Origin of the sequence: Pseudoalteromonas sp. Isolate3 (assembly GCF_022398505.1) — a bacterium.
Classification (GTDB): Bacteria; Pseudomonadota; Gammaproteobacteria; order Enterobacterales; family Alteromonadaceae; genus Pseudoalteromonas; species Pseudoalteromonas apostichopi.
The window spans coordinates 1-23,168 of the sequence record NZ_JAKEVN010000069.1 but is presented as its reverse complement, the minus strand read 5'-3'; the positions used below and the strand labels follow the sequence as shown (position 1 = coordinate 23,168).

The following is a 23,168-nucleotide window of genomic DNA, read 5'->3' as shown; positions in this document are numbered from 1 at the left end:
ATAAAACTACATCAATACTCAATAGGACTTATTTTTTCGACAATAAGAATCATTTTTAAACCAACGCCTCCTTCCTTTTTTCGCATTTTTCAGAGGCATTTTTATAGAGATATAAGTATGAAGCAGTTAGTAATTACTATTTTAGGACCAGATAAACCCGGCCTGGTTGAAGACCTCTCAGCTACGATTTTAAACCACCATGGTAATTGGTTAAGCAGTAACTTGAGCCATCTTGCAGGCCACTTTGCAGGAATTATTGAAGCCGCAGTCCCCGAAGAACATCTGCAAGAGCTGCAAGATGCACTACATAGCCTGCCGTATTTAGAAATTAGAATTGAACGCGGTGCCGAAATACTACCTGAAGAAAAGTCTGAACAGATTAATTTTGTTATCACAGGAAATGACAGACCAGGCATTGTGCAAGAGTTAGCCAGCGTTATTCGCCATAAAGGTGCGAATATCACTCATCTAAATTCAAAACAACAAAGTGCACCTAACTGGGGGGTACCTATTTTTAGTGCTGTTGCCACCGTTGCTTTACCAATAGGCATGAACAAAGACGAAGTAATCACTGCACTTGAGTCTATTACCACAGACCTAATTGTTGATATTGAGGACGCATAACAAACAAGTTTATAGGGACATCCGAGCTTAAACTAAGCTTTAAAATTAATGACATACATGTCACAAAACCGACATGTTTAATACTCAAACTACCTCTAGATACAGAATTCAGCGTTTCTCTGGGGTTTAATATCAAGGCGTTACTTTGCAGGAATGGCATTCCCTTTTAAAAAGTAACAACGCAGAGAGTAAGCCCCAGAGAATCACCCTATGGGTTGGTTTAAAAGCGATTTATTCTGCGTTATTGAATTTAACAAGGGAGCAACCATTCTTTGCATTCAATGCCTTGCCTAAATCGCTTTTAATTCCAACTGAAACGGTATCTAGAGGCAGCTTGAGTATTTTAATACAACCGTCATCTGCATCCTCTATATTCTAACTAGTTATAAACGTTGGAAAACCAGATGAACGCATCACATTCTTCTTCTCAAGCTGTAAACTACTTTGCTAAAGAGCTTAGTTGGCTGTCTTTTAATGAACGCGTGCTGCAAGAAGCCAAAGATAAATCGAACCCGATTATTGAGCGCATGCGCTTTTTAGGTATTTACTCAAACAACATGGATGAGTTTTTCAGAGTACGTGTAGCCGATGTAAAGCGTCGAATTTTACTTAATAAAATTCCTGATGCGAACTTTGAAGAAGACGAAATACTACTTCATCAGATCCAAAGTAAAGTGCTACTGCTTGGTAAAAAGTTTAATCAAATTCATAAAGATATTTTGAATGATTTAAACGAGCACAATATTCACGTAGAGCTACCAGAGAAACTATCTGAATTTCATTTAACCTGGCTGAAAAAGTTTTTCCACGACAATGTGCTACAACATATACTGCCAATTTTACTCACTGAAAAGAAAGACTATTCAGATCAAATAAACGACACCATGACCTATTTGTTTGTCGAAATGACCAATCAAAAAAGTCATTATGCCATGATGGAGGTGCCAACTGACCGCGTATCTCGCTTTGTTATTTTGCCACCAGAGAAAACACGCCGTCATAAAACTATTGTGATGCTTGATGACATCATCGCCTACTTTATTCGCGATGTGTTTAGCAGCTTCTTTAGCTTTGATAATATTCAATGTTATGCCATTAAACTAACTCGTGATGCCGAGTACAATTTAGATGACGAGCTTGAAGAAGGCTTGCTCGATAAAATGTCGAAAGGACTAAAGCAACGTATTTATGCTGAACCTGTGCGTCTTGTTTATGACGAAAGTATGCCAGCTGAAATGCTTAAAGTGATGAAAAAACGCCTTAATATTAGTCAACATGATGCGCTGATCCCCGGTGGTCGTTACCGTAACTTCCGCGATTTTATTGCGTTTCCGAATGTTGGCCGCCAGTACTTAGAAAACAAACCACTACCAGCGTTACAAAGCACGGCCTTTAATAATCACTCGAGTGTGTTTGATGCCATCTCAGAGCAAGATATTTTGCTGTATTACCCATATCACACTTTTAACCATTTACTTGAGTTTGTACGCCAAGCAGCCTTTGATCCGGATGTGACACAAATTAAGGTCAATATTTACCGTGTAGCCAGTCAGTCTCGTCTAGTTTCTACGCTCATTAATGCCGCCAAAAATGGCAAACATGTAACTGTCATGGTCGAGCTTAAAGCGCGCTTTGATGAACAAAATAATATCGAATGGGCAAAAACACTCAGTAATGCTGGTGTTAAAGTGATCTTTGGTATCCCAGCACTTAAAGTACACAGCAAGTTATGTGTCATTCACCGTAAAGAAAAAAACAACATAGTGAAGTACGCACACATTGGCACAGGTAACTTTCACGAAAAAACAGCCAAAATATACACTGACTTTAGCTTATTCACTAAGCATGAAAGTATTAGCGAAGAATGCGATAGCGTTTTTAAATTCATTGAAAGTAGTTATAAGCCATTTCAGTTTGATCATTTGATGATCTCGCCAGTCAATGCAAGGCAAACTATCATCTCACTGATAGATGCAGAAATTAGCAATGTAGAGCACGGTAAGGCTGGGCGAATTACTTTAAAAATAAACAACCTTGTCGATAAAGAGCTGGTTGATCACCTTTATTTTGCCGCAAGACGTGGCGTAAAAATTCGTATTATAGTGCGTGGTATGTGTTCGTTAGTACCCTCTGTCGCAAATGATAACATTCGTATCATTAGTATCGTTGACCGCTTTTTAGAGCATCCGCGGGTTATGGTGTTTCATAATAATGGTGATGAAAAAGTATATATTTCATCAGCTGACTGGATGACCCGTAACCTAGATCATCGTGTTGAAGTGACCACTCCAATTTATGATAAAAAATTAAAACAGCTTATCATTGATATTCTTGAACTACAGTTTAAAGATAGAACAAAAGCACGCATAATCGATAGTGAGCAAAAAAATAGCTATGTGCGCCGTGGTAATCGTAAGAAAATTCGCTCACAAATTGCCATTTATGACCACCTTAAAAAATGGGAAAGTAACTATAATAATGAATGATTATCCCTCAATAGCTGCCGTTGATTTAGGCTCAAACAGTTTTCATTTAGTGGTGGCAAGAGAGGTCGATGGCTCTTTGCAGATCTTACACAAAGAAAAGCAGCGCGTTTACTTAGCTGACGGTTTGGATGATAAAAATCACTTAAGCCAAGAAGCTATTGAACGTGCTCTAGCCATCCTTAAACAATTTGCGACCACCTTACAGGACTTTCCCATCGAGAATGTCAAAGTTGCCGCGACGTACACATTACGCCGCGCTAAAAACATTCATTCGTTCTTAACCCAAGCAAGTAGGGTATTTAATTACCCGATTGAAGTGATCTCAGGGCAAGAAGAGGCGCGCTTAATTTATCAAGGTGTCGCCCATTACATTCATCATGATGAAAATCGCTTAGTTATTGATATTGGTGGTGGCAGTACTGAGCTCATAATTGGCAAACATTTTAAACACAAGCTACTAGCTAGCCGAAACATGGGATGTGTCAGCTATACCAAGCAGTTTTTCGCTGATGGGCAAATTACAGCTAAGCGCTTTGATAAAGCAGAGGTTCGCGCAGAACAAGAACTCGAAGTGATCTTTGCCAACTACTTATCGGCTGGCTGGCAATCTGTAGTAGGGACATCTGGCACAATTAAATCAATCCTTGCCATGATTAACGCCAATGATGCCGAGCAACAGTTAATCACGCTTGAGAGATTACTAGAATTAAAAACCCAGTTTATTGCTGCTAAACAAATTCAGGCGCTACAAATTGAAGGTCTCACAGCTGAGCGACAAGTCAGTATTTGTGGTGGTTTAGCGATATTGATTGCAGTATTTAAGCTATTTAAAATAGAAGCAATGCAATACAGCGACTTTTCTCTTCGTGAAGGTTTACTTCATGAAATGCAGCAAAAGCTCGCCCATAAAGATATTCGCACTAATACCATAGAGAACCTGTCTGAACGTAACGCCATAGATAAAGAGCATGCTAACCGCGTATCTAAAACTGCAAAATGGCTGTTTGAACAAGTAAAAGGTGCATGGCAATTTACTGATCCGGACTATATCAACTTACTGGATTGGGCCGCGCAGCTGCATGAAATTGGCTTAGGGGTAAATTCATCAGGAATACATAAGCATAGTGCGTATATCGTTGCGAATAGCCAATTACCAGGGTTTACGCAGCAACAGCAAACCTTGCTCAGTTGCATGATCCGCTTTTATCGGAAAAAGATCCGTTTAGAAGAGTTTCCGGCACTGCATACAATGCAGCATTATGAAATATTACAACTTATTGTGATTTTGCGCTTAGCGGTACTGTTGAATCAAAAGCGTATTACCGATCAAGGTTTTAAGCTTGAGATAACAGCTAAGCAAAATAGTATGTTCCTAAAGTTTCACAATAAGTGGCTCAAAGAACATACCTTGCTTTTAGCTGACTTACAGCAAGAGCAAAAATACCTTAAGAAGGTCGGCTTCTTACTCGATTTTCATTAAGCTGATTAATATATACCCAAACCACCTCAAGATGTAAGTTTCAGTTGGAATTAAAAGCGATTTAGGCAAGGCATTGATTGCAAGTAATAGTGGTTCTATTGTTAAGATCAATAACGCAGTATAAATCGCTTTTAAACCAACCCGTTGGGCGCTTCACAGGTACTTACTCTCATCGTTGTTACTTCTTAAAAGGGACTGCCATTCTTGCAAAGTAACGCCTTGATATTAAGCACCTGTGAAACGCTGAATTCTGCATCTTGAGGTGGTTTGGGTATACTACATATCCATATGGCGGTTTGAGCTTTGCATCATTTGCTTAAGGCCTTGATGCTCAAGCTCTAGCAATCGCTCAAGCTTTTCTTTGCTTTGCTCTGTATCAGCGCGCGATACCAAGTACTCGTATAAGTCGATTACTTTTTGGTGTTGCGTGGTTAAGTAAACCTGAATCGCCTTTTCATCAATTTGCTGATCTGTGCTGATATCGTTGAAGGTAATTAGCTCAGGGTTTTCAGCAAAATACTCATAGCAATACGTATCTAGCGTGTTTATCTCAGTAATTGCTTTAAAGCCAACGAGATCTTCTGCTAGTTTCTTCTCATATTGCAGATAATAATCCACCAGCATTTGATTATGCTCGTCCAGTAAATCTTTAACGCTGTGGAAATTGGCTGCCATTTGAGTATGAAATAACACGGTCCAATCATAAACTTGTTGTATTGTTTTAACTTGCATGTGTATTCCTTATCAAAATCAATTTAATATGACTTTGCATAAATCACACCATTAGAAAAAACATTAATTATCAGCGCCTTAAAAATAAAAAGTGTAACTTGAAGCAAGTAAAAGCGTACAAGTTACACACTGACTGTAAAATTTATAGGTGGCGTTTACGCCATATAAAATAAAGTGCAGGTAACACGAGTAGCGTTAAAACAATGGCACTGAGCATCCCGCCAACCATCGGCGCTGCAATTCGGCTCATCACCTCGCTTCCCGTTCCAGTACCATACAGCACAGGTAATAAACCTATGATAATAGTGGCAACTGTCATCATCACAGGCCTAACCCGAAGGCCTGCACCATTGATAATTGCTTGGCGCAGCTCTGTAACCGTAAACTGTGCTGATTGCGCTTTGGCATCTTGATACGCTTGATTGAGATAAACCAGCATGATCACGCCGATTTCTACGGCAACCCCTGCTAGGGCAATAAAGCCAACCCCAACAGCGACCGAGAAATTAAAGCCTTCAAGGTACATCAACCAAATACCGCCTATCATCGCAAGTGGTAAGGTCAGCATGATCATTGCCACCTCAATAAAACTTCTAAAATTGAGATATAACAGCACCACAATAATTGCCAAAGTTAGTGGCAATACGTAACTGAGTTTGGCTTTTGCGCGCTCCATATATTCATATTGCCCCGCCCATGTAATTGAGTAACCAGCAGGTAGCTCGAGTTGCTCATGCAGTGCTTGTTGCGCATGCTCAACATAACTGCCGATATCACTGCCTTCAATATCAATTAAGCTCCAGCCATTGATACGTGCATTTTCACTTTTAATACCCGGCGGACCATCTTCAATAAAAACATGAGCAACGTCAGCCAATGCAATACGTTGTCCATTTGGCGTCACAATGGGTAACAACTTAAGCTCTTCTGGCGAGTCACGATAATCTTGCGGGTAACGCAAGTTAACAGGGTAACGCTCTTGCCCTTCAACCGTTTCGGTCACATTCATACCACCGATAGCGGTGGCAACGACCTGTTGCACATCAGCAATGTTCAAACCGTACCGTGCTGCTTTTTCACGGTTGATATCGACTTTGATGTAGCGACCACCGGCAACGCGCTCTGAGTAAACCGAAGCTGTGCCCGGTAAATCTTTTAAGATGACTTCAATTTGCTCACCGATTTTTTGAATTTCACTCAGCTTTGGCCCTGCAACTTTGATCCCCACAGGCGTTTTAATACCAGTGGCAAGCATGTCGATTCGCGTTTTGATTGGCATAACCCACGCATTGGTGAGCCCTGGGAACTTAACCAGATTATCGAGCTCTTTTTTAAGTTTCTCGGTTGTCATACCCTCGCGCCACTGTGACTTTGGCTTTAACTGAATAAAGGTTTCGATCATGGTTAGCGGCGCTGGATCTGTCGCAGTATCTGCACGACCAACTTTACCAAATACCGACTCAACCTCTGGCACACTGGCAATTAATTTGTCGGTCTGTTGTAAAATTTCACGGGCCTTACCAATTGAAATACCAGGATAAGTAGTTGGCATATACATCAAGTCCCCCTCATCAAGAGGAGGAATAAACTCACTACCAATTTTATTAACCGGGTAAAAGCCGATAACTGCCAAAACTAAAGCCAGTACCAGTGTTGTTTTCGGCGCTTTTAACACCGCATTTAACAAGGGTTTATACGCTGCCACCAATAAGCGGTTTACAGGGTTTTTCTGCTCCGAAATAACCTTACCGCGAATAAAGTAGCCCATTAATACCGGCACCAGTGTAATCGCTAGACCAGCCGAGGCCGCCATTGCATAGGTTTTTGTGTAAGCCAGCGGCGAGAACATACGCCCTTCTTGTGCTTCTAAAATAAACACTGGCATAAAACTGACTGTGATAATTAATAAACTAAAGAATAACGCGGGCCCCACTTCTGCGGCTGAGTCCATCACTACTTGCCAGCGGTTTTCGTCGGTCAGTGGAGTTTTCTCCATATGTTTATGCATATTTTCTATCATCACGATAGCGCCATCTGTCATTGCACCAATCGCAATCGCTATCCCGCCAAGCGACATGATGTTGGCATTTATACCTTGCCAATACATAACCACAAAAGCCGTTAAAATCCCCATTGGCAGCGTGATAATGGCAACTATCGATGAACGTATATGGAATAAAAACACCACACACACTAAGGCCACGACAATTAATTCTTCAATTAGTTTTGAACTTAAGTTATCAAGTGCCTGTGTAATAAGGTTTGAACGGTCGTACACAGGGATGATTTCAACGCCCTCTGGCAGGCCTTTTTTGAGCGACTCTAGCTTTTCCTTTACTAATTTGATGGTCGCTTCAGCGTTTTCTCCAAAGCGCATCACCACCACACCACCTGTCACTTCGCCCTCGCCGTTAAGTTCGGCAATCCCACGGCGCATTTGCGGCCCAAGTTTAATATCGGCCACATCGCGTAATTGCAGTGGTGTACCATTGGCATTGGTACCAAGTGGGATGGCTTCTAAATCGGCAACACCTTTAATATAACCTGTGCTTGATACCATGTATTCGGCTTCAGCCATTTCGACCACTGAGGCACCGCGCTCTTGGTTACCTTGTTTAATCGCTGTTTGAATTAAACTCAGTGGAATACCATATGCTCGTAATTTGTCGGGGTCGACATTAACCTGATACTGCTTAACCATACCACCAACAGAAGCCACTTCTGATACACCTGGCACAGTTTGCAGTTCAAACTTTAAAAACCAATCTTGCAGACTTCGTAGCTGGCTAATATCGTGTTTGCCAGTTTTATCCACCAGCGCATAAAGGTAAATCCAACCCACACCTGTTGCGTCTGGGCCAAGTTCTGGCCTAGCTGAATCGGGTAAGCGAGCACTTACTTGACTCAAATACTCTTGTACTCGACTACGAGCCCAATAAAGGTCGGTATCTTCGTTAAAAATAACGTACACGTAAGAGTCACCAAAGAACGAAAAACCCCTGACCGTTTCAGCCCCCGGCACCGACAACATTGCCGTAGTGATCGGAAACGTCACTTGGTCTTGCACTACCTGCGGCGCTTGTCCTGGGTAAGAGGTTTTTACAATAACCTGTATATCAGATAAGTCAGGTAAGGCATCAACTGGGGTATTCTTTAAAGAAAAAACCCCAAAACCTGCCAACATTAAAGACAGCAGTAATACAAAGAAGCGATTCCCGACTGACCAACGGATCACGGCTGCTATCATTGCATTTCTCCTTGCATAGGATGGCTCATGGTCATGATGTCAAAAATCATAAACTCACCGTCCACTAACTTAAAAGTAAAATGCACTTCATCATCGCTTTGCAAACTAGACATATCAATGCGCGGCGAAAAGTGAAATTCCATGGTTGCGGCCTCTCGGCCCCACTTGGGGATGGCTTCACGACTGATTACAGCAGTTCTGGCTTCACGGTCAATGCTGTTGATCACGCCATTCACCATTGCGCTGTCACTATCTGGTTCTTGCATACGCATAAAGTCAGAGCTTTTGCTTGATTCTGAGTCGATTAAGAACTGCGCTGAAATAACCACCTTATCGTCTTTCAGTAAGCCTGATAAAATCTCGACGTCATGATTATCACTGCGGCCTAACGTCACAGCGACTGACTTAAAGCGGCCTTCGCCTAAATCAATCACGACACGGTCTTGGCTACCAGTGCGGATCACCGCTTCTTTTGCGATGACTAATTGCGGCTCAGTCGGCTTAGTAATAATACTCACTTCAGCAAACATATTCGGTTTTAGTAGGCCATCTTGGTTAGCAAAGCGAAGGCGTACACGAAGAGTACGGTTTTTCTCATCAAGGGTTGGATAGATGTAATCGACCTTCCCTTGCCAACGTTTACCCGGTAAATAATCTAAGCTCATGGTAACTGGCAAGCCTTTATGAATAAGGCCAGCTTGACGCTCAAAAACTTCTGCCTCAACCCACACTTCTTCTAGGTGAGCGATACTCATCATGGTGGTGCCCGGCTTCACATAAAAACCCTCGCGGATATTTAGCTCATCCAATACGCCACTTTGCTTGGCATAAAAGGTTATGTTTTGCCTAACCTTTTGGCTTTGCTCTAATCGCGCAATAAAATCGCCAGAAACATTTAATGAGGCTAAGCGCGCTTTAGCCGCACGAATAAGTACTGCATTGTTACGTTTGAGGGCAAGCAGTAGCTCTTCCTGTGCATTCACTAACTGTGGAGAATACAAGGTATAAAGAGGCTCGCCTTGCTTAACTTGGTCACCCGCAGCCTTTACATATAAAGTTTCGATCCAGCCTTCGACACGAGGATGAATATGCACTAATTGGTCTTGGTCATATTGCACATAGCCAACCGTATCAACTGTGCTTTGTAATGATTTAAAACGCACTGGCGCTGTTCTTACCCCTAAGTTATTCACTACGGCTGGTGAGATTCTCACAGTACCTGGGCTGTCTTCAGCGCTGCTTTGTTCCTCATAAACAGGCACCAATTCCATACCCATCGGCGATAAACCTGGCTCATCACGACGGTAGTTGCTATCCATAGGTGCCACCCAATATAGCGGTTTTTTTTCAGCGCTAGGCATAGTTGCATGATCTGGCTCAGCAAGTTTGTTTACAGCCGTTGCCAATGCAGCACCTACCGCCAAAGCGACAACTAATTTGACTGTGTTATTCATAGGTAACTCCTTGGCTTTGTGCCGCATTTATTTGGCTATCCTTTGCCGCCGCGTAATAGTTAAGGCGAGCGAGGGTTATTTGTTTATCTACTTCGATATTTAACGCATCAATTTTCGCATTAAGTTCGCTGATGCGTGCACGCATCACTTCTGAAAAGTCACCAGCATCGTTAGTGTAAGCATTTAATGTCGCCTCAGCTTGCTCTGCCATTTGCGGTAATAGCTTTTGCTGATACAGCGCTTTGCGCTGGGCTAGCCGGCTTAACTGGCTTAACTCTTTAAAATACTGACCTTGTAGTTTTTGTAGGGTAATAAGTTTGTTAGTTTTTACCGTCTCTGCACTAGCTATCGCAGCATTAACTTGTTGGTCCTGACGGTTATCTGTAAAGAGAGGTAAATCAACACTAACCCCTATTGAGAGTAAGTCAGCGCGCGAGTCCCCCATAGGCGTGTTTTCACGATAGCCATAGCCTAGGTTCATTCCAAATTGAGGCTTATACGCTTCTTCTGCCACTTGCACTTGTGTATTCTTAGCACGCAAAGCATGCTCAATAGCAATAATTGCGGGATGAGCCATCAACACTTCTATCACCCCTGATGGAGCAAGCTCTTGATAAGGCATTAATGCGGCCACCTTTATATTTTCATCGCTTACAGCACCGTTTAACATGTCAATCGGTAGCCATTGAGCTAGTCGCTTTTTGGCACTATCAAACTGCTGCTCTAACATCACTAGCTTATCTTCAAGACGAGTGAGCTCTAGTTGAGCGCGAATAATATCCTGCTGGCGAGTCGCACCAAGTGTATTGGCGTAACTTGCCTCAGTAATATCAATTAATTGATTGAATAAAGCTTTATCTTGGTTGATTAATTGAATGCTTTTTTGCGCGCGATAGGCATTTAGCCAGGCTTCGCTAACAATGGCTTTAACCTGGGCTTGACGATCTGCTCTAAGCCAAGGATATTGCTCAGCTGATTGCCTTAATGCCTGCTGCTGCAAGGCAAGGCTATCACCTCGACTAAACTGCTGTGACAAGCCCACTTTAAATTGCGTCATACCTTCTTGATCAAAGGCAAAGCCATCGGTTGGTAAATTCATTAGTCCGACAGTTAATACTGGGTCTGGTAAAGTGCCTGCAGCAATACTTTGCGCTTCTATCGCCTGCTGCTGGTATTTATTCGCCTGCAACCAAGGTTCGTGAGTCAGTGCATAATCAATCACCTGATTGAGTGCCAACGGCTCTGCTTTCACTAAACTTGTGGTTATCAATACTACGCCTAGAGAAAGCGCCTTAATCAATTTGCTGTGAGTCATCACATGCTCCAAAAATCTTAAAAATGGTTAAAAAACAATAGATTTTGGGTGCAGAATGAGGTGTATTTCAGCGTTTTACTGAATTTTAGACAGACCTATCCTGCTTAAGCAGTAATAGGTGGACGATATAAAGAACTTGCGTGGAAACTAAGCTGGCTGGCGCCTAACACTGTGACTTTTTCGGATTGCTTAATTGATTTAACAACTAAATCATTTAACGGAAGGAGTGAGTGAGCTGTACAGGCATTAAACGGACACGCGCAATCGCTGTTATCCATTGCATCTTCATGGCAACAATCCATATCACTCATGTCGCTCATGTCGCTCATGTCGCTGTCAGCATTCATATTAGCATGATGATCCATTTGCATGCTGCCATGTGGCATATCACATACCATAGCAACAGACGCAACTGACTGACCCACAAAAGTGAGCAGCATCATAGCTATCAATAAGTAGCTTGAAAGTCGCGTCATCATCATACCTTAAAAATTAATTGCCCAAATTGTAGCCCGAAATTTACGCGCTCGACAAGGGTTTATCTATTTTAATACTTTTGCTGGCAGCAATAGCAAACAGGCAGTAACCAGTAAAATACCAAAATCCATCCCCCAGTTCGGCATGCATTTTTATAAGTTCGCCCATTTGCCCATCGGCGTTGCCAGCTAAATAAGACACGATCAATGCAATCACAAACACATCGACCATGCTCCATTTACTTAGTCCTTGTATGAGTTGACCGAGTAAATGTTTAATTTTATTCATAGGTAAGAAACAATAAAACAATTGCATCAGCAATTTTAAAGTGGGGATCACTATGGAGAACACGGCAACAAGCGCGGCGACAAGGTAGTTTTTGTTATTAGCAAGCTCATTCACGGTACCCCAAATGCTGCGTGTTTTTTTATAGGCATCAATTTCACCTTCAAGCCTATCAAGCCCCAACATGCTTGATGCCATCATTAGTACACTACGGGTATTCCGGTCGCCTTCATCGGCAATCATTTCAATACCTGTTTTAGCAAGCTTAGATTTATCGATTTTTCCTTCAAGGGTAAGTACCGGCTGGGTTACTCCTGGTATAAGTAACGCCAAAGCAACTAAGATGGTCACTACCTGTAAAGCTAAACGCATTATTTACAAACCTTTTTGATACACAGAGCCCGCATCATAGCGAACTCTGCACTTTTAGTCTGTAACCGAAGATAAGCTTACGAAAACGTCATCTGCATATGCACGAGCATCGTACATGGCTTGAAAAACTACATCCATTTTTGAGGCAGGACGAATCATCATTAGCAACTCATGAGCCGTTTCCCATTGCTCTTCCTCTACCGCTTTCGTGAGTTGTAAGCTTGCACCTTGCATCCCATTAAAGTTTAAAAGAGCGCTAGAGAGCTCACTACCAAGCGAAAACTCTTTTGCTATGGTATCAAGTTCCATATCTAAAATAGCATCAAGCACAGAAAGTAGCCCAACCAAATACCCTTGCTCAGCAAGCTCTTTCCCACCAGGCTCAAGCATCAAAGAGATAAATTTTGCCCTTGTTAAACCAAGTTTTGTCAGCTCCTGCGGTTTATCATTACCTAATTCGCTAAGTGCTAATACACGCACAAATTGCCTAATCGCATCTTCACCAAGATAAATAACCGCTTGCGAGATCGAACGAATAGTTTGTTGGGTGCTGCTAGCTCGCGCATTAACTAACTTTAAAATGCGTGCGGTAAGCCCTAAATCTTTAGCAACTCGTTGTTGAATAGCATCAAAATTTAAATCAGTTTGTGCGGTGCAATTGAGTAATTCAAGTACGGCAACTTTTGATGGTTCAACATTTCCAAAACTTAAAAGTTCTGGTTTGGCAAAAAAGTACCCTTGGAACAGATCACAACCAGCGGTTTTTAACTGCTCAAAGTCTTCATAATTTTCAATACGTTCAACTATGATAGTGGTATCAGGGAAGCTGCGTTTTAGTTTTTTGATCATCATGTTGGTTTTGATAATTGGCAGCGTTACTTCAAGCTTAATAAAATCCATCAAAGGTAAGATATCTTGCCATTTATCAGTGCCATCGTAATCATCTAAAGCGAACAAGTAGCCTTCTTGCTTTAACTGCTTAACGCGGTTCACTACTTTAGGAATACTCGTCGCTCGTTCAACGATTTCGATAACCGCACTGCGTGGTTGCAACAGCTTTGGAAAGTCATCCAAAATAGCGTCGGTTGATAGGTTGATAAACGCGGGTTGAAACCCCGTTAGCTTTTCGAGCCCCATCAGCATCAACGCATTAAAAAACAGCCGCCCTGTCGCTTGACCATCACTCGTGCCTACCGGAAAAACATTGTCGCTCGATTCTCTGTACAGTAATTCGTATGCATACAAACTTCTATCAGCATTAAATATTGGCTGCCGTGCTATATACTGAGTCACACTCTGACTTTTGTTACCTTCAATACTTAATTCTGACATTCTACTTCTCACTTAGATGTGGCTATCTCCACATTACTATTGTTATAAGTATAGTGAAAGATGTTTACCTTGCTAAAAAACAAAAACCCAACCAAACTAGGTACATGAAAACGTATTCAATCAGACCATTGAACTTTTTTAACTCGACTTTATTAATTTTACTTTTGCTCTCACCAGTAGTTTTTGCTGAGCAGCAACCGGTATTAAAATACAATGTTACTGGCTCGGGTAACTATTATCCTTATTACATCAACGACAACAACACCCCTGGGATCCTACCCGAAATGATTAAGCAAGTTATGCAGCTTGCTGATATTCAAGTGCAGCATATCGAACTTCCTGCTAAAAGGACTGTAAAATACCTACACCAAGGAGACATCGACTTTGATGTTCTTAGCCCTGAATGGCTAAGCCAAGCAGAAAAACAAAACCCGCAATTTATTTATTCAGACACCCTGTTTGTCATTGAGGAGTACCTGGTCAGTTTAAAAAACTCTGTGACTCAATGGCAGCAACTTAACAATATTAATAATCAGCCAGTGGGTACTGTCTTAGGCTATTACTACTACGATGACAATCGCTTTAAGCGCGTTGATTTTCATTCTGAAAAACAACTAATAAAAGCATTAAAAATGCAGCGTATCGAAGTTGTCATAATAGACAAACTTCCGGCACAATACTGGGCTGAGCAATTTAATGTTGATATTGGCTTTGGCGCTTTACATTCGCTGGGAAACTTAAAAATTCGCCTGCGTAGTGAACATCAGCTATTGCTACCAAAAATAAATGCAGCTATTAAAGAGCTTAAAAACTCTGGCAGCTTAGATGCCATAATCAATAAATACACAAAAAGCATATCCCTACAATAATTAGGGATATTTCGCTTTGGACCTGCTTTTGCTATAATGCGCGCTGTTTTTCTTACCTTGTTAACTAAAAAGAGTCTCCTATGAGCATTGAACAAGCACTAATCGAACGCAGTAATAACCAATGTGAACTTTGCACCGCTACAGATAACCTATCTGTTTACGAGGTGCCACCTGTTACAGAGGCTCATTCTGATAAATGCATTTATGTTTGCCAAACTTGTAAAGATCAAATTGAGAATAATGCCGATCTAACTGCAAACCACTGGCATTGTTTAAATGATAGTATGTGGAGTCAAACACCTGCAGTACAAGTAGTGGCTTATCGCATGTTAAAACGTTTAGCGGCTGATAACGGCTGGGCACAAGATGCTCTAGACATGATTTATTTAGAAGAAGACACGCTAAAGTGGGCACAGACAGCACTTGCGGAAGACGATGATATTAAACACATCGACAGTAATGGCGTTGTACTTCAAGCAGGTGACACTGTAACTCTAATTAAAGATCTTGATGTTAAAGGCAGTAGCCTTGTTGCTAAACGTGGCACAGCAGTAAGAAACATCGGTTTAACAAGCAACCCTGAGCACATCGAAGGTCGTGTTGACGGGCAGCGAATTGTTATCCTCACCAAATACGTGAAAAAGTAACGATTACTCTAATACGCTTTATTTTCATAAAGCGACTCGTTATGACGAAAATGGGCCTAGTGCCCATTTTTTGTTAATTAAGCTATGATTAAGTCAGCGAACTTTATGCTAACTTTAAAACAAAGACGCATACCCCTAAAAACGCAAGGAAACAATCATGGCTTCGGATACCATCTCATCTTTCAAACGCGCTTCTCTATGCAGTTTAATGATCTTAGGGAGCAGCTTAGTATTAACAGGTTGTGGTGAAGACTCAGGTGCACCACAGGCTGAACAATCAACAATGAAAACCCTAAATACTCAAGTTACTTATTTAGACCGTAGCATGCTCCCCCCTGGTTCGGTATTAAAAGTACAGTTGGCTGATGTTTCAAAAATGGATGCCAAAGCTGACGTACTCAGCGAACAAGAAATTGAATTAAACGGCGCCCCACCATACAGCGTGGAACTCGAATATGATGAAAGCAAAATTGCTGACCGTCACCGTTATAGTGTAAGTGCGCGCATAGAGAATCAAGGTAAATTACTTTACATTAGCACCACTCACAATAACCCATTTGCTGAAGATGTATCGGGCGATGTTTACAAGGTAACAGTGACAAAAGTATCGGCTAAAAAACCCGATGTTACTTTAACAAATACCTACTGGAAAGCAGTTACAATTAGCGGTGAAACAATCACTGTTGAAAATAAAGAACCCTTCGTGCAGTTTAAAGACGATGGTTCAACCAGTGGTTACTTAGGCTGTAATAACTTCTCAGGTAATTACGAAGTTAATGAGCAAATGCTGACCTTCAAACCATTAGCTATCACCGAAAGAATGTGTGTAGCACAAATGGATATCGAAGCAGCCATGTCAGCAACACTAGCAGCCACTGCTAAATACTCTATCAATGGTGAGCAATTAACCTTGCTAGATGATAGTGACGAGCCACTAGCGACCTTTGCAGCTACTTACATGAATTAATAGCGGTAAAATTAAAAACGCCCAGCAATTGCTGGGCGTTTTTGTATTGAAAAAGAATTATTCTTCAACTAATTGCTCGCTACGATAAAAACCACTGCTGTCGCTTAATAATGAAACAAGTTCTGGTAATACCGCATCCATTGTTTGCTTTAATTTCCATGGTGGGTTAATCACTATCATACCCGACGCTGTCATTCCATGAACGTCAGTATCGGCCTCTGTTGCGAGCTCGAAAAGCTGAATGTTACGCATACCCGATGCAATTAAACCCGCTTCCATTCTATCGATTCGTTCACGGTCAACAACCGGATACCAAATCATATATGTTCCCGTTGCAAAGCGTTTATGCGCCTTAACAAGAGTGTTAACGACCGTATCGTAGTCGTTTTTAATTTCGTATGGAGGGTCAATAAGCACGCAAGCTCGACGTGACGCTGGAGGTAACAAACCAACTAAGCCTTGAAAGCCGTTTTCGCCACGAACACGAATAGAACGTTTACCTTTCATATTGTCTTGCAGTAATTGTAGATCTCGTGGGTGTAACTCAAAAAACCAACCGTTATCTTGGCGACGCAAAAAGTGCTCGGCAATTTTTGGCGAACCTGGGTAAAAATCTAAATTACCGTTTTGGTTAAATGATTTAATTAGCTCAATATATTCATTAAGTGCATCATGCTCACTATTATGCTGCCAAAGCTTAGCAATACCCTCTAAATATTCTTGTGTTTTTTGTGCGTCACTGCCTGCAAGTTCAAAAAAACCAGCACCTGAGTGCGTGTCTACATAATCAAGTGGCTTATCTTTGATTGTTTGGTATTTAAGTACTTCAGCTAGAACAAGATGTTTTAGCACATCAGCAGGGTTACCCGCATGAAAAGAGTGTCGATAACTAAGCATATTTATAATTCGCCAGATGCAAACTGCGTTAAAAATGAATAGTCTTATTGTACATGATAAACAACAAATGATCCTAAGTTCAGGCTATTCCATGAACCATAAATGAATAAAAAAGCCATTACGCTGAATTAAGCCTTAATAATAAATAAAAATACGCTAAAACAGCCGTAAATGCTGGCATATCAAGACACTTTCCTTTACATTTGCATGACAATAACCACAGTTTTATGAGCGCATTTATGAATAACGAAACTCTTTCCCAACTCGAACAACTGATCGACAAATTAATCCTTCGCAATAGCGAACTTGAAAGCGAAGTTAAAAGCCTACAAGAGCAAACAGCTAAGCTTTTAGATGAGAACGAAACTCTGCAACTTGAAGTGCTAGAAAACGAAGAGAAGCAAAAAGATGCAAGCAGTACATTAACAGGCCTGCTTGAGAAATTACAAAGCGTACAACAGGCTAGCTAATGAGCAGCCCACAAAGTCAGCGGGTCAGCGTAGAGCTACTAGGTAAAGAACATGAGTTCTCTTGCCCACCTGGGCAAGAGCACGCCCTAGTTGCTGCTGCACAAAATTTGAATGACTTAGTGGAGCAAATGAAACAACGCTCATCGGTTCGAAATGACCAAAAAGCCCTGCTGATGGCCGCATTACATTTAAGTCATGAATTACTCGAAGTTAAATCGCAACAAGCAGAACAAGAGCAACAACATGACAAACTAATAGATAAGCTCAGCCAACATCTTAGTATTTAGAAAAAAGCGCATCCAGCGCTTTTTTTGTTTACAATCAACTGCACTGACTATTATTCGAGCGGAACACCATGCGATTTTGTGCTTTTTTGATCTGTCTTTTTGTAAGCTATAGCGCCCAATCAAGCGTTAGCTGGCATAGCATCACTCCCGAAATTCAATTTCTTCAACAACAAAATAAACTGCGCTTTTACGATTCGAATCAAGTGCTAATTGAAGGTAAAGAGTGCGCCTTAATGTTTGATGCCAGCGGTAACTTTGCCGAAGTAGAAATGCTCGCAGAGCAGCTAAAAGAACACCTAAAAACACCATTATGTTATTTAGTGGCCAGTCATTATCATGATGATCATCTACTAGGATTAGCGGTTTTACAGGCTGAATTCCCTAAAGCCAAACTGATAGTTCATCAGCAAGTAGAAACTGAGTTTGCCGCCATGCAGCAAGCATTAACTGATAAATTAGATGGCTATGAAAAAAGCATAGAGCTGAGCTATCAACGCCTTGCCAATCAACCAGAAGATCAACAAGTGATTTGGCGTGACAAACTAGAACTTGCTAAAAAGCGTTTATTTCGCTGGCGGGAGTTAACCTTAAACCCGCCGGCTATTAGCATCACTGAATCAACACAGCTAGACCTTGGTGATTATCCCGTAGTTATTACACCTTACCAAGCGCACACTAAAGGCGATCTTACTTTAAGTGCAGATCAAGGCCGCGTTCTGTTAGGCGCAGATATAGTCGACAGCTTACCCTACCCCGGGCATGGTACCTTTACTAGCTGGATCACAGTACTGCAAGATATTCAAAAAAATACCACGCTCGTAACTATTTTACCTGGTCATGGCAAGCCACTATCGCCACAAGATCTTGCGCTCCCTTTAAGGTTTTTAAAAACGATTAAAGAGATGACAAAATCAGCGCCAGATAAATCAGTTAGTGAATTAATTCCGCTTTTTCCTGCCGAGATAAAACAGCAATATCAGCTTGATGAAATAGGTGAAAGGGCTTTCTCTATGTTTCTAGAGGCTGGACTAAAACAGAGCAAGTTGTCAAAATAGAGCTAAAATAGTAAAAGGATTTTATTATATGGCTCGAGTAAGTTTGAGATATTTACTTTGGCTGAGCTTAGTTATTGGTCTACAGGGATGCCAACTAACTCAGCAGAAAACAGATGAGCGGGAAAGGCCAGCGGTTTTTAACCATTATGAGCCCGACTTAGCAACCCAGCAAGCAACTAGTGACTATGTGGCTTCAACGGCTGTTGAACCACCCGCTACAGTTGCGCCACTGCCAGCTGGTGACACTCCGTTACCAACACCTCGTTCGAACGATCTTTGGCAGCATATCGCCAACAATTTAACACTCGTCTTTCAAACTAATAAGCATACTTCTGCACGTATAAAATGGTATTTAAAACAGCCTCATTACCTCATAAAAGTAAACAAACGTGCAGCACCTTACTTGTATCATATCGTGACACGGATCGAACAACAAAAGCTACCTATGGAGCTGGCCTTGCTGCCATTTGTCGAGAGTGATTTTAGACCGACAGTAAGCTCATCAAAGAATGCTGTAGGTGTTTGGCAACTTGTTGGCGCAACAGCTTATCATTTTGGCGTACAAAGCGATCAATGGTATGACGGACGCCAAGATATTCTCGCCTCAACCGATGCCGCTTTGGCTTATTTAAGTTACTTACACAAGCGCTTTGATGGTGACTGGTTACATGCACTTGCCGCTTACAACAGTGGCGAGGGACGTGTAAAAAAAGCCATTGAAAAGAATAAAAAAATAGGTAAAAAAACTGACTATTGGTCGTTATCTTTACCAAAAGAAACTGCCGATTATATTCCTAAACTATTAGCACTAAGTTATTTACTGAAACATCCTGAGCAAGGCTTAAAACGGCCTAAATTGGTTAATAAAGCACTCACTACTGAGTTTGATGTTGGCCAGCAGTTTGATTTTTCAGTAATAGCTAACTTATCTGGCGTGGGACATAACCAGCTCCATAAATTAAATCCAGGATATTTAAAAAACCAAAGCTCCCCGAATGGTCCACATACCCTGCTATTGCCTCTTGACCAGCGTACGCTATTACAAAGCAAATTGTTTCGCAATAACTTTGCTGGTGAGTATATAGTGCAAAAAGGCGATACTCTTTACAGTCTTTCTAGACGCTTTAATATGTCTGTAAAGGATCTAAAAGCACTCAATAGCAAAACAAGCAACCTAATCAAAGTAGGTGAGCAGTTGCGTTTATCACAGCCACAAACCATGCCAGAATCATTACTGGTTGATTACAATATTAGCCCCTACCTCGAACAGCATGAAGAAACTATCGCAACCATTGCGGTTGATTACCTAGTAAAGCCAGGTGACTCAATTTGGAGTATCAGCCAATTATACGACGTGCCACACAAAGACATTGCAACTTGGAATAAACTGAGTGCCACCAGCATATTAAGACCAGGCACGATTTTGACACTTCACTTACCGCAAGCAAAACCTGCAGAGCGACAAACGCCAACCAGTGAAGCCATGCTGTCAAGAATAGAAGGCTCGTTGAAAAAGCCTTGATTGCTCAGTCTTAACGGTTAGCGTAAAATCACCGCCTATATTTTAAATTCTAAAGAGAAATAACATGCAAATCAGTAAAGACGCAGTGGTTGAATTTCACTACACACTTAGTGAAGCAGGCGAGCAAGTCGAATCAAGTAAAGATGGCGAGCCACTTTCATATATCCATGGTACTGAAGGCATGCTTCCGGGTCTTGAAAAAGCGCTTGAAGGTAAAGCAGCTGGTGATAACTTCAGCGTAACACTTGAGCCTAGCGAATCTTACGGTGAGCGCGTTGACAACCTAATCCAACGTATTCCACTTAAGCACTTACAAGGCAACACAAAAGTGTGGAAGCCAGGTATGACTGCTATTGTTCATTCTAACCAAGGCCGTCACCAAGTGACTATCGTTAAAGTGGGTCGCTTCAATGCAGATTGTGACTTAAACCACCCATTTGCAGGTAAAACCCTGACATTTGATGTTGAAGTAGTCAATGTTCGCCAAGCAACAGCCGACGAATTATCACACGGCCACGTGCACGGTGAAGGCGGTTGTGGCCACAGCCACTAAGGGTAAATGATGACAAACGTTGCAATTGTCACAGGTGGCAGTAAAGGCATAGGCAAAGCTATAGTAGAGCGTTTAGAACGTGAAGCATACACCGTTTACAACTTAGATATCACCCCGTCTGAGGGCAATTATCACCACTGTGACGTCAGTGATACTCAGCAGGTGAAATCGGTTATCACCGATATCATTGCACAGACGGGCCGTGTCGATGCCTTAATCTCTAATGCGGGTCGTCATCTAAGTGCCAACATTGAAAACACCGATGAAGCAACGTTTGATGCCCTGTTTGCGCTCAATGTGAAAGGTGCCTATGCAGCAATTCAAGCCGTATTACCTAGTATGAAAATCCAGCAAAGCGGCAGTATCGTGTTGGTTGCCTCTGATCAGGCAATTATTGGCAAACCAAACTCGTTTGCTTATAACCTAACCAAGCACGCGCTAGCTTCCATGGCAAAAACGACAGCACTCGATTATGCCGCGTTTAATATTCGTGCTAACGCAGTGTGTCCGGGTACAATAGAAACACCACTGTTTCATAATGCGATTGATGCCTACTGTAAACGCAGTGGTGCCGATAAAGCAGAGGTTGTTGCTGAAGAAGCCGCGCTGCAACCGCTAGGGCGTTTAGGTCAACCAGAAGAAATTGCTGCTTTGGTGAACTTTTTAATAAGCCCAGAAGCGAGCTTTATTACTGGTAGCTTACAAAGTATTGATGGTGGATACACCACGCAATGAGCGACAAAATAATTGACCCCCATGTGCACTTTTTTAACCTCACTGAGGGTCAATACACTTGGCTACAAGGTAGCAATCCCCCCTCTTGGCCAAATCTAGATAAAATTAAAAAGCAAATTACTAGCTCAGAACTTAAAGCCGCTTGTCCATTTCAACTAGAAGCCTTGGTGCATATTGAAGCTGGCTTTGATAATCAAGCGCCAGTGAATGAGCTTAATTGGCTTGCAACGCATTTAAATGACATTCCCTATCGAGCAATCAGCTACAGTGTGATTGACGCATCTACCAAACACTTTGAAGCGTCACTCAATGAGTTAGATCATCCATCTTTGGTTGGTATTCGCGATATAACCGAAGGTGATGAAGCCAAGCGCTTATTAACTCCTCACTGCCAAGACAACCTAGCCATGCTCGCAGGCGAAAATTTACACTTTGAAGCACAGTTTGAAATTGAAAACATGCAGACAACTGAGCAGCTTATTAAGTATTGCACAGCCCTGCCATCATTACGTGTGGTTATTAATCATTTAGGCTTTATTAGTGATGAGAAAACATGGCTTGAAGCAATCATTAAACTCAGCCACTGCGATAATATCGCGATAAAGTTCTCAGGCTTAGAATTCACGCAAATAGCCGTAAACAAACACCTTTGGCTGGTTAATAATTTAGTTAAGTACTTTGGTGAACATCGTGTGATGTTTGCAAGTAATTTCCCTGTTTGCCAAATAAATACCAGTTACGAAAACTGTTGGCATCACTATCACTCATTGTGCTCCGAGCCGAGTTTATGGCAAAAACTAAGCTATAAAAACGCCCGTGAAATCTATCAAATTGTTTAAAAAATAGCTATATTCAATAAAGTTAAAACTTATAAAGCGAACAAGCATCAAGTCTAAAATCTGTTTGCTTGTTCAGGAGTATTAATGAAAGCCTCTATTACCAGCCTTTTACTAGTTAGTGTCTTATTTGGCTGTAGTTCTAAGCAAGAACCCACTCCAAAACTACAACATGCACGGCTAACAGAGCCGCAAAGTGAGCTAATAGCACTTGGCATAGCAAGGCTAATGCACAGTAAGCCTGTTAACGTAGCCGAAGATGCGTTTATCAATAGCAGCATACTTGTTATTGAAAGCTTGAATAACGCTGCTATACCAGAGAAGTCCAACCATGGGTCTTACCCAGATATGCCTGAACGTTTTGAGCTGTTAATAAAAAACCAAATGTGTTTTGTTCGTCACTTAGACAGCAAAGCAACCGAGCCACTGCCTTTGGTTAAATGCAAAGCGGTTGATTAATTTCAACCTAAAAAGTAAATATATAAAAAGCCCTTACGGGCTTTTTATATAATATTTAACTTAATAG

General features: G+C 41.6%; 22 protein-coding genes. 14 read left to right on the top strand and 8 right to left on the bottom strand.

What is annotated here, in order from left to right:
- The first annotated feature begins 117 nt into the window (after positions 1-117).
- The 3 genes from L1D46_RS13625 (at position 118) to ppx (ending at position 4,590) form a co-directional block, all read left to right on the top strand.
- Positions 118-624 (top strand): ACT domain-containing protein, encoded by a 507-nt coding sequence (locus L1D46_RS13625; protein WP_130050417.1) that lies wholly within the window; start codon positions 118-120, stop codon positions 622-624.
- Between the two features lie 404 nt (positions 625-1,028).
- Entirely contained in the window at positions 1,029-3,110 is a 2,082-nt protein-coding gene (gene ppk1, locus L1D46_RS13620; protein WP_239977683.1) for a polyphosphate kinase 1, read from the top strand.
- Positions 3,103-4,590: an exopolyphosphatase gene (gene ppx / locus L1D46_RS13615; protein WP_167658397.1), complete on the top strand. Its 1,488-nt coding sequence runs from the start codon at positions 3,103-3,105 to the stop codon at positions 4,588-4,590. The genes ppk1 and ppx overlap by 8 nt, the downstream gene beginning before the upstream one ends.
- Before the next feature lie 276 nt (positions 4,591-4,866).
- On the opposite strand, the gene L1D46_RS13610 is transcribed toward ppx, so the two are convergent.
- The 7 genes from L1D46_RS13610 to L1D46_RS13580 all read right to left on the bottom strand — a co-directional run bounded on the left by L1D46_RS13610 (position 4,867) and on the right by L1D46_RS13580 (position 13,804).
- Positions 4,867-5,322, bottom strand: a complete 456-nt coding sequence (locus tag L1D46_RS13610) for a hypothetical protein (RefSeq protein ID WP_054563522.1) — start codon at positions 5,320-5,322, stop codon at positions 4,867-4,869.
- 142 nt (positions 5,323-5,464) lie between these two features.
- Positions 5,465-8,569: an efflux RND transporter permease subunit gene (locus tag L1D46_RS13605; protein ID WP_130050413.1), complete on the bottom strand. Its 3,105-nt coding sequence runs from the start codon at positions 8,567-8,569 to the stop codon at positions 5,465-5,467.
- Complete coding sequence (locus tag L1D46_RS13600; protein ID WP_167658399.1) at positions 8,566-10,023, bottom strand: efflux RND transporter periplasmic adaptor subunit; 1,458 nt, start codon at positions 10,021-10,023, stop codon at positions 8,566-8,568. The genes L1D46_RS13605 and L1D46_RS13600 overlap by 4 nt, the downstream gene beginning before the upstream one ends.
- Positions 10,016-11,338 carry a TolC family protein gene (locus L1D46_RS13595; protein WP_239977682.1) on the bottom strand — a complete coding sequence of 441 codons (1,323 nt, stop codon included), beginning with the start codon at positions 11,336-11,338 and terminating at the stop codon, positions 10,016-10,018. The genes L1D46_RS13600 and L1D46_RS13595 overlap by 8 nt, the downstream gene beginning before the upstream one ends.
- A gap of 104 nt (positions 11,339-11,442) precedes the next feature.
- Entirely contained in the window at positions 11,443-11,814 is a 372-nt protein-coding gene (locus tag L1D46_RS13590) for a hypothetical protein (RefSeq protein ID WP_239977681.1), read from the bottom strand.
- Positions 11,815-11,857: 43 nt separating this feature from the next.
- Positions 11,858-12,472 carry a paraquat-inducible protein A gene (locus L1D46_RS13585; protein ID WP_239977680.1) on the bottom strand — a complete coding sequence of 205 codons (615 nt, stop codon included), beginning with the start codon at positions 12,470-12,472 and terminating at the stop codon, positions 11,858-11,860.
- 54 nt (positions 12,473-12,526) lie between these two features.
- Positions 12,527-13,804 carry an HDOD domain-containing protein gene (locus L1D46_RS13580; protein ID WP_239977679.1) on the bottom strand — a complete coding sequence of 426 codons (1,278 nt, stop codon included), beginning with the start codon at positions 13,802-13,804 and terminating at the stop codon, positions 12,527-12,529.
- Between the two features lie 104 nt (positions 13,805-13,908).
- Between L1D46_RS13580 and L1D46_RS13575 the strand changes: the two genes are divergently transcribed.
- From L1D46_RS13575 to L1D46_RS13565, 3 genes are all read left to right on the top strand, one after another.
- Positions 13,909-14,673: a transporter substrate-binding domain-containing protein gene (locus L1D46_RS13575; protein ID WP_239977678.1), complete on the top strand. Its 765-nt coding sequence runs from the start codon at positions 13,909-13,911 to the stop codon at positions 14,671-14,673.
- Between the two features lie 80 nt (positions 14,674-14,753).
- Positions 14,754-15,320 carry an alkylphosphonate utilization protein gene (locus L1D46_RS13570; protein ID WP_130050406.1) on the top strand — a complete coding sequence of 189 codons (567 nt, stop codon included), beginning with the start codon at positions 14,754-14,756 and terminating at the stop codon, positions 15,318-15,320.
- A 157-nt stretch (positions 15,321-15,477) separates the two neighbouring features.
- Entirely contained in the window at positions 15,478-16,287 is an 810-nt protein-coding gene (locus L1D46_RS13565) for an META domain-containing protein (protein WP_239977677.1), read from the top strand.
- Positions 16,288-16,344: 57 nt separating this feature from the next.
- Here the strand turns inward: L1D46_RS13565 and rlmJ are convergent, their stop codons facing one another.
- Complete coding sequence (rlmJ, locus tag L1D46_RS13560; protein WP_239977676.1) at positions 16,345-17,184, bottom strand: 23S rRNA (adenine(2030)-N(6))-methyltransferase RlmJ; 840 nt, start codon at positions 17,182-17,184, stop codon at positions 16,345-16,347.
- A gap of 239 nt (positions 17,185-17,423) precedes the next feature.
- On the opposite strand from rlmJ, the gene L1D46_RS13555 reads away from it, so the two are divergent.
- The 8 genes from L1D46_RS13555 to L1D46_RS13520 all read left to right on the top strand — a co-directional run bounded on the left by L1D46_RS13555 (position 17,424) and on the right by L1D46_RS13520 (position 23,101).
- Positions 17,424-17,654: a DUF904 domain-containing protein gene (locus L1D46_RS13555; protein ID WP_130050403.1), complete on the top strand. Its 231-nt coding sequence runs from the start codon at positions 17,424-17,426 to the stop codon at positions 17,652-17,654.
- Complete coding sequence (locus L1D46_RS13550; protein WP_130050402.1) at positions 17,654-17,941, top strand: cell division protein ZapA; 288 nt, start codon at positions 17,654-17,656, stop codon at positions 17,939-17,941. Before L1D46_RS13555 ends, L1D46_RS13550 begins: the two co-directional genes overlap by 1 nt.
- Positions 17,942-18,009: 68 nt before the next feature.
- Positions 18,010-18,996 carry an MBL fold metallo-hydrolase gene (locus tag L1D46_RS13545; protein ID WP_167658403.1) on the top strand — a complete coding sequence of 329 codons (987 nt, stop codon included), beginning with the start codon at positions 18,010-18,012 and terminating at the stop codon, positions 18,994-18,996.
- A 28-nt stretch (positions 18,997-19,024) separates the two neighbouring features.
- The gene (locus L1D46_RS13540; protein ID WP_239977675.1) at positions 19,025-20,518 is read left to right on the top strand and encodes a LysM peptidoglycan-binding domain-containing protein; all 1,494 of its coding nucleotides are present in this window, start codon (positions 19,025-19,027) and stop codon (positions 20,516-20,518) included.
- 64 nt (positions 20,519-20,582) lie between these two features.
- Positions 20,583-21,071, top strand: coding sequence for a peptidylprolyl isomerase (locus tag L1D46_RS13535; protein ID WP_130050399.1), 489 nt, complete (start codon positions 20,583-20,585; stop codon positions 21,069-21,071).
- Between the two features lie 9 nt (positions 21,072-21,080).
- Positions 21,081-21,806: an SDR family oxidoreductase gene (locus L1D46_RS13530; protein WP_130052235.1), complete on the top strand. Its 726-nt coding sequence runs from the start codon at positions 21,081-21,083 to the stop codon at positions 21,804-21,806.
- On the top strand, positions 21,803-22,645 hold the full coding sequence (locus L1D46_RS13525) for an amidohydrolase family protein (RefSeq protein WP_239977674.1): 843 nt from the start codon (positions 21,803-21,805) through the stop codon (positions 22,643-22,645). Before L1D46_RS13530 ends, L1D46_RS13525 begins: the two co-directional genes overlap by 4 nt.
- 84 nt (positions 22,646-22,729) lie before the next feature.
- Complete coding sequence (locus L1D46_RS13520; protein WP_178926325.1) at positions 22,730-23,101, top strand: hypothetical protein; 372 nt, start codon at positions 22,730-22,732, stop codon at positions 23,099-23,101.
- The last annotated feature ends 67 nt before the right edge of the window (positions 23,102-23,168 follow it).

What these genes read in the sequence shown, in the direction of transcription:
- L1D46_RS13625 (WP_130050417.1), top strand. Translation starts at nt 118, where the DNA reads ATGAAGCAGTTAGTAATTACTATTTTAGGACCAGATAAACCCGGCCTG.
- ppk1 (WP_239977683.1), top strand. Translation starts at nt 1,029, where the DNA reads ATGAACGCATCACATTCTTCTTCTCAAGCTGTAAACTACTTTGCTAAA.
- ppx (WP_167658397.1), top strand. Translation starts at nt 3,103, where the DNA reads ATGAATGATTATCCCTCAATAGCTGCCGTTGATTTAGGCTCAAACAGT.
- L1D46_RS13610 (WP_054563522.1), bottom strand. Translation starts at nt 5,322, where the DNA reads ATGCAAGTTAAAACAATACAACAAGTTTATGATTGGACCGTGTTATTT.
- L1D46_RS13605 (WP_130050413.1), bottom strand. Translation starts at nt 8,569, where the DNA reads ATGATAGCAGCCGTGATCCGTTGGTCAGTCGGGAATCGCTTCTTTGTA.
- L1D46_RS13600 (WP_167658399.1), bottom strand. Translation starts at nt 10,023, where the DNA reads ATGAATAACACAGTCAAATTAGTTGTCGCTTTGGCGGTAGGTGCTGCA.
- L1D46_RS13595 (WP_239977682.1), bottom strand. Translation starts at nt 11,338, where the DNA reads ATGACTCACAGCAAATTGATTAAGGCGCTTTCTCTAGGCGTAGTATTG.
- L1D46_RS13590 (WP_239977681.1), bottom strand. Translation starts at nt 11,814, where the DNA reads ATGACGCGACTTTCAAGCTACTTATTGATAGCTATGATGCTGCTCACT.
- L1D46_RS13585 (WP_239977680.1), bottom strand. Translation starts at nt 12,472, where the DNA reads ATGCGTTTAGCTTTACAGGTAGTGACCATCTTAGTTGCTTTGGCGTTA.
- L1D46_RS13580 (WP_239977679.1), bottom strand. Translation starts at nt 13,804, where the DNA reads ATGTCAGAATTAAGTATTGAAGGTAACAAAAGTCAGAGTGTGACTCAG.
- L1D46_RS13575 (WP_239977678.1), top strand. Translation starts at nt 13,909, where the DNA reads ATGAAAACGTATTCAATCAGACCATTGAACTTTTTTAACTCGACTTTA.
- L1D46_RS13570 (WP_130050406.1), top strand. Translation starts at nt 14,754, where the DNA reads ATGAGCATTGAACAAGCACTAATCGAACGCAGTAATAACCAATGTGAA.
- L1D46_RS13565 (WP_239977677.1), top strand. Translation starts at nt 15,478, where the DNA reads ATGGCTTCGGATACCATCTCATCTTTCAAACGCGCTTCTCTATGCAGT.
- rlmJ (WP_239977676.1), bottom strand. Translation starts at nt 17,184, where the DNA reads ATGCTTAGTTATCGACACTCTTTTCATGCGGGTAACCCTGCTGATGTG.
- L1D46_RS13555 (WP_130050403.1), top strand. Translation starts at nt 17,424, where the DNA reads ATGAATAACGAAACTCTTTCCCAACTCGAACAACTGATCGACAAATTA.
- L1D46_RS13550 (WP_130050402.1), top strand. Translation starts at nt 17,654, where the DNA reads ATGAGCAGCCCACAAAGTCAGCGGGTCAGCGTAGAGCTACTAGGTAAA.
- L1D46_RS13545 (WP_167658403.1), top strand. Translation starts at nt 18,010, where the DNA reads ATGCGATTTTGTGCTTTTTTGATCTGTCTTTTTGTAAGCTATAGCGCC.
- L1D46_RS13540 (WP_239977675.1), top strand. Translation starts at nt 19,025, where the DNA reads ATGGCTCGAGTAAGTTTGAGATATTTACTTTGGCTGAGCTTAGTTATT.
- L1D46_RS13535 (WP_130050399.1), top strand. Translation starts at nt 20,583, where the DNA reads ATGCAAATCAGTAAAGACGCAGTGGTTGAATTTCACTACACACTTAGT.
- L1D46_RS13530 (WP_130052235.1), top strand. Translation starts at nt 21,081, where the DNA reads ATGACAAACGTTGCAATTGTCACAGGTGGCAGTAAAGGCATAGGCAAA.
- L1D46_RS13525 (WP_239977674.1), top strand. Translation starts at nt 21,803, where the DNA reads ATGAGCGACAAAATAATTGACCCCCATGTGCACTTTTTTAACCTCACT.
- L1D46_RS13520 (WP_178926325.1), top strand. Translation starts at nt 22,730, where the DNA reads ATGAAAGCCTCTATTACCAGCCTTTTACTAGTTAGTGTCTTATTTGGC.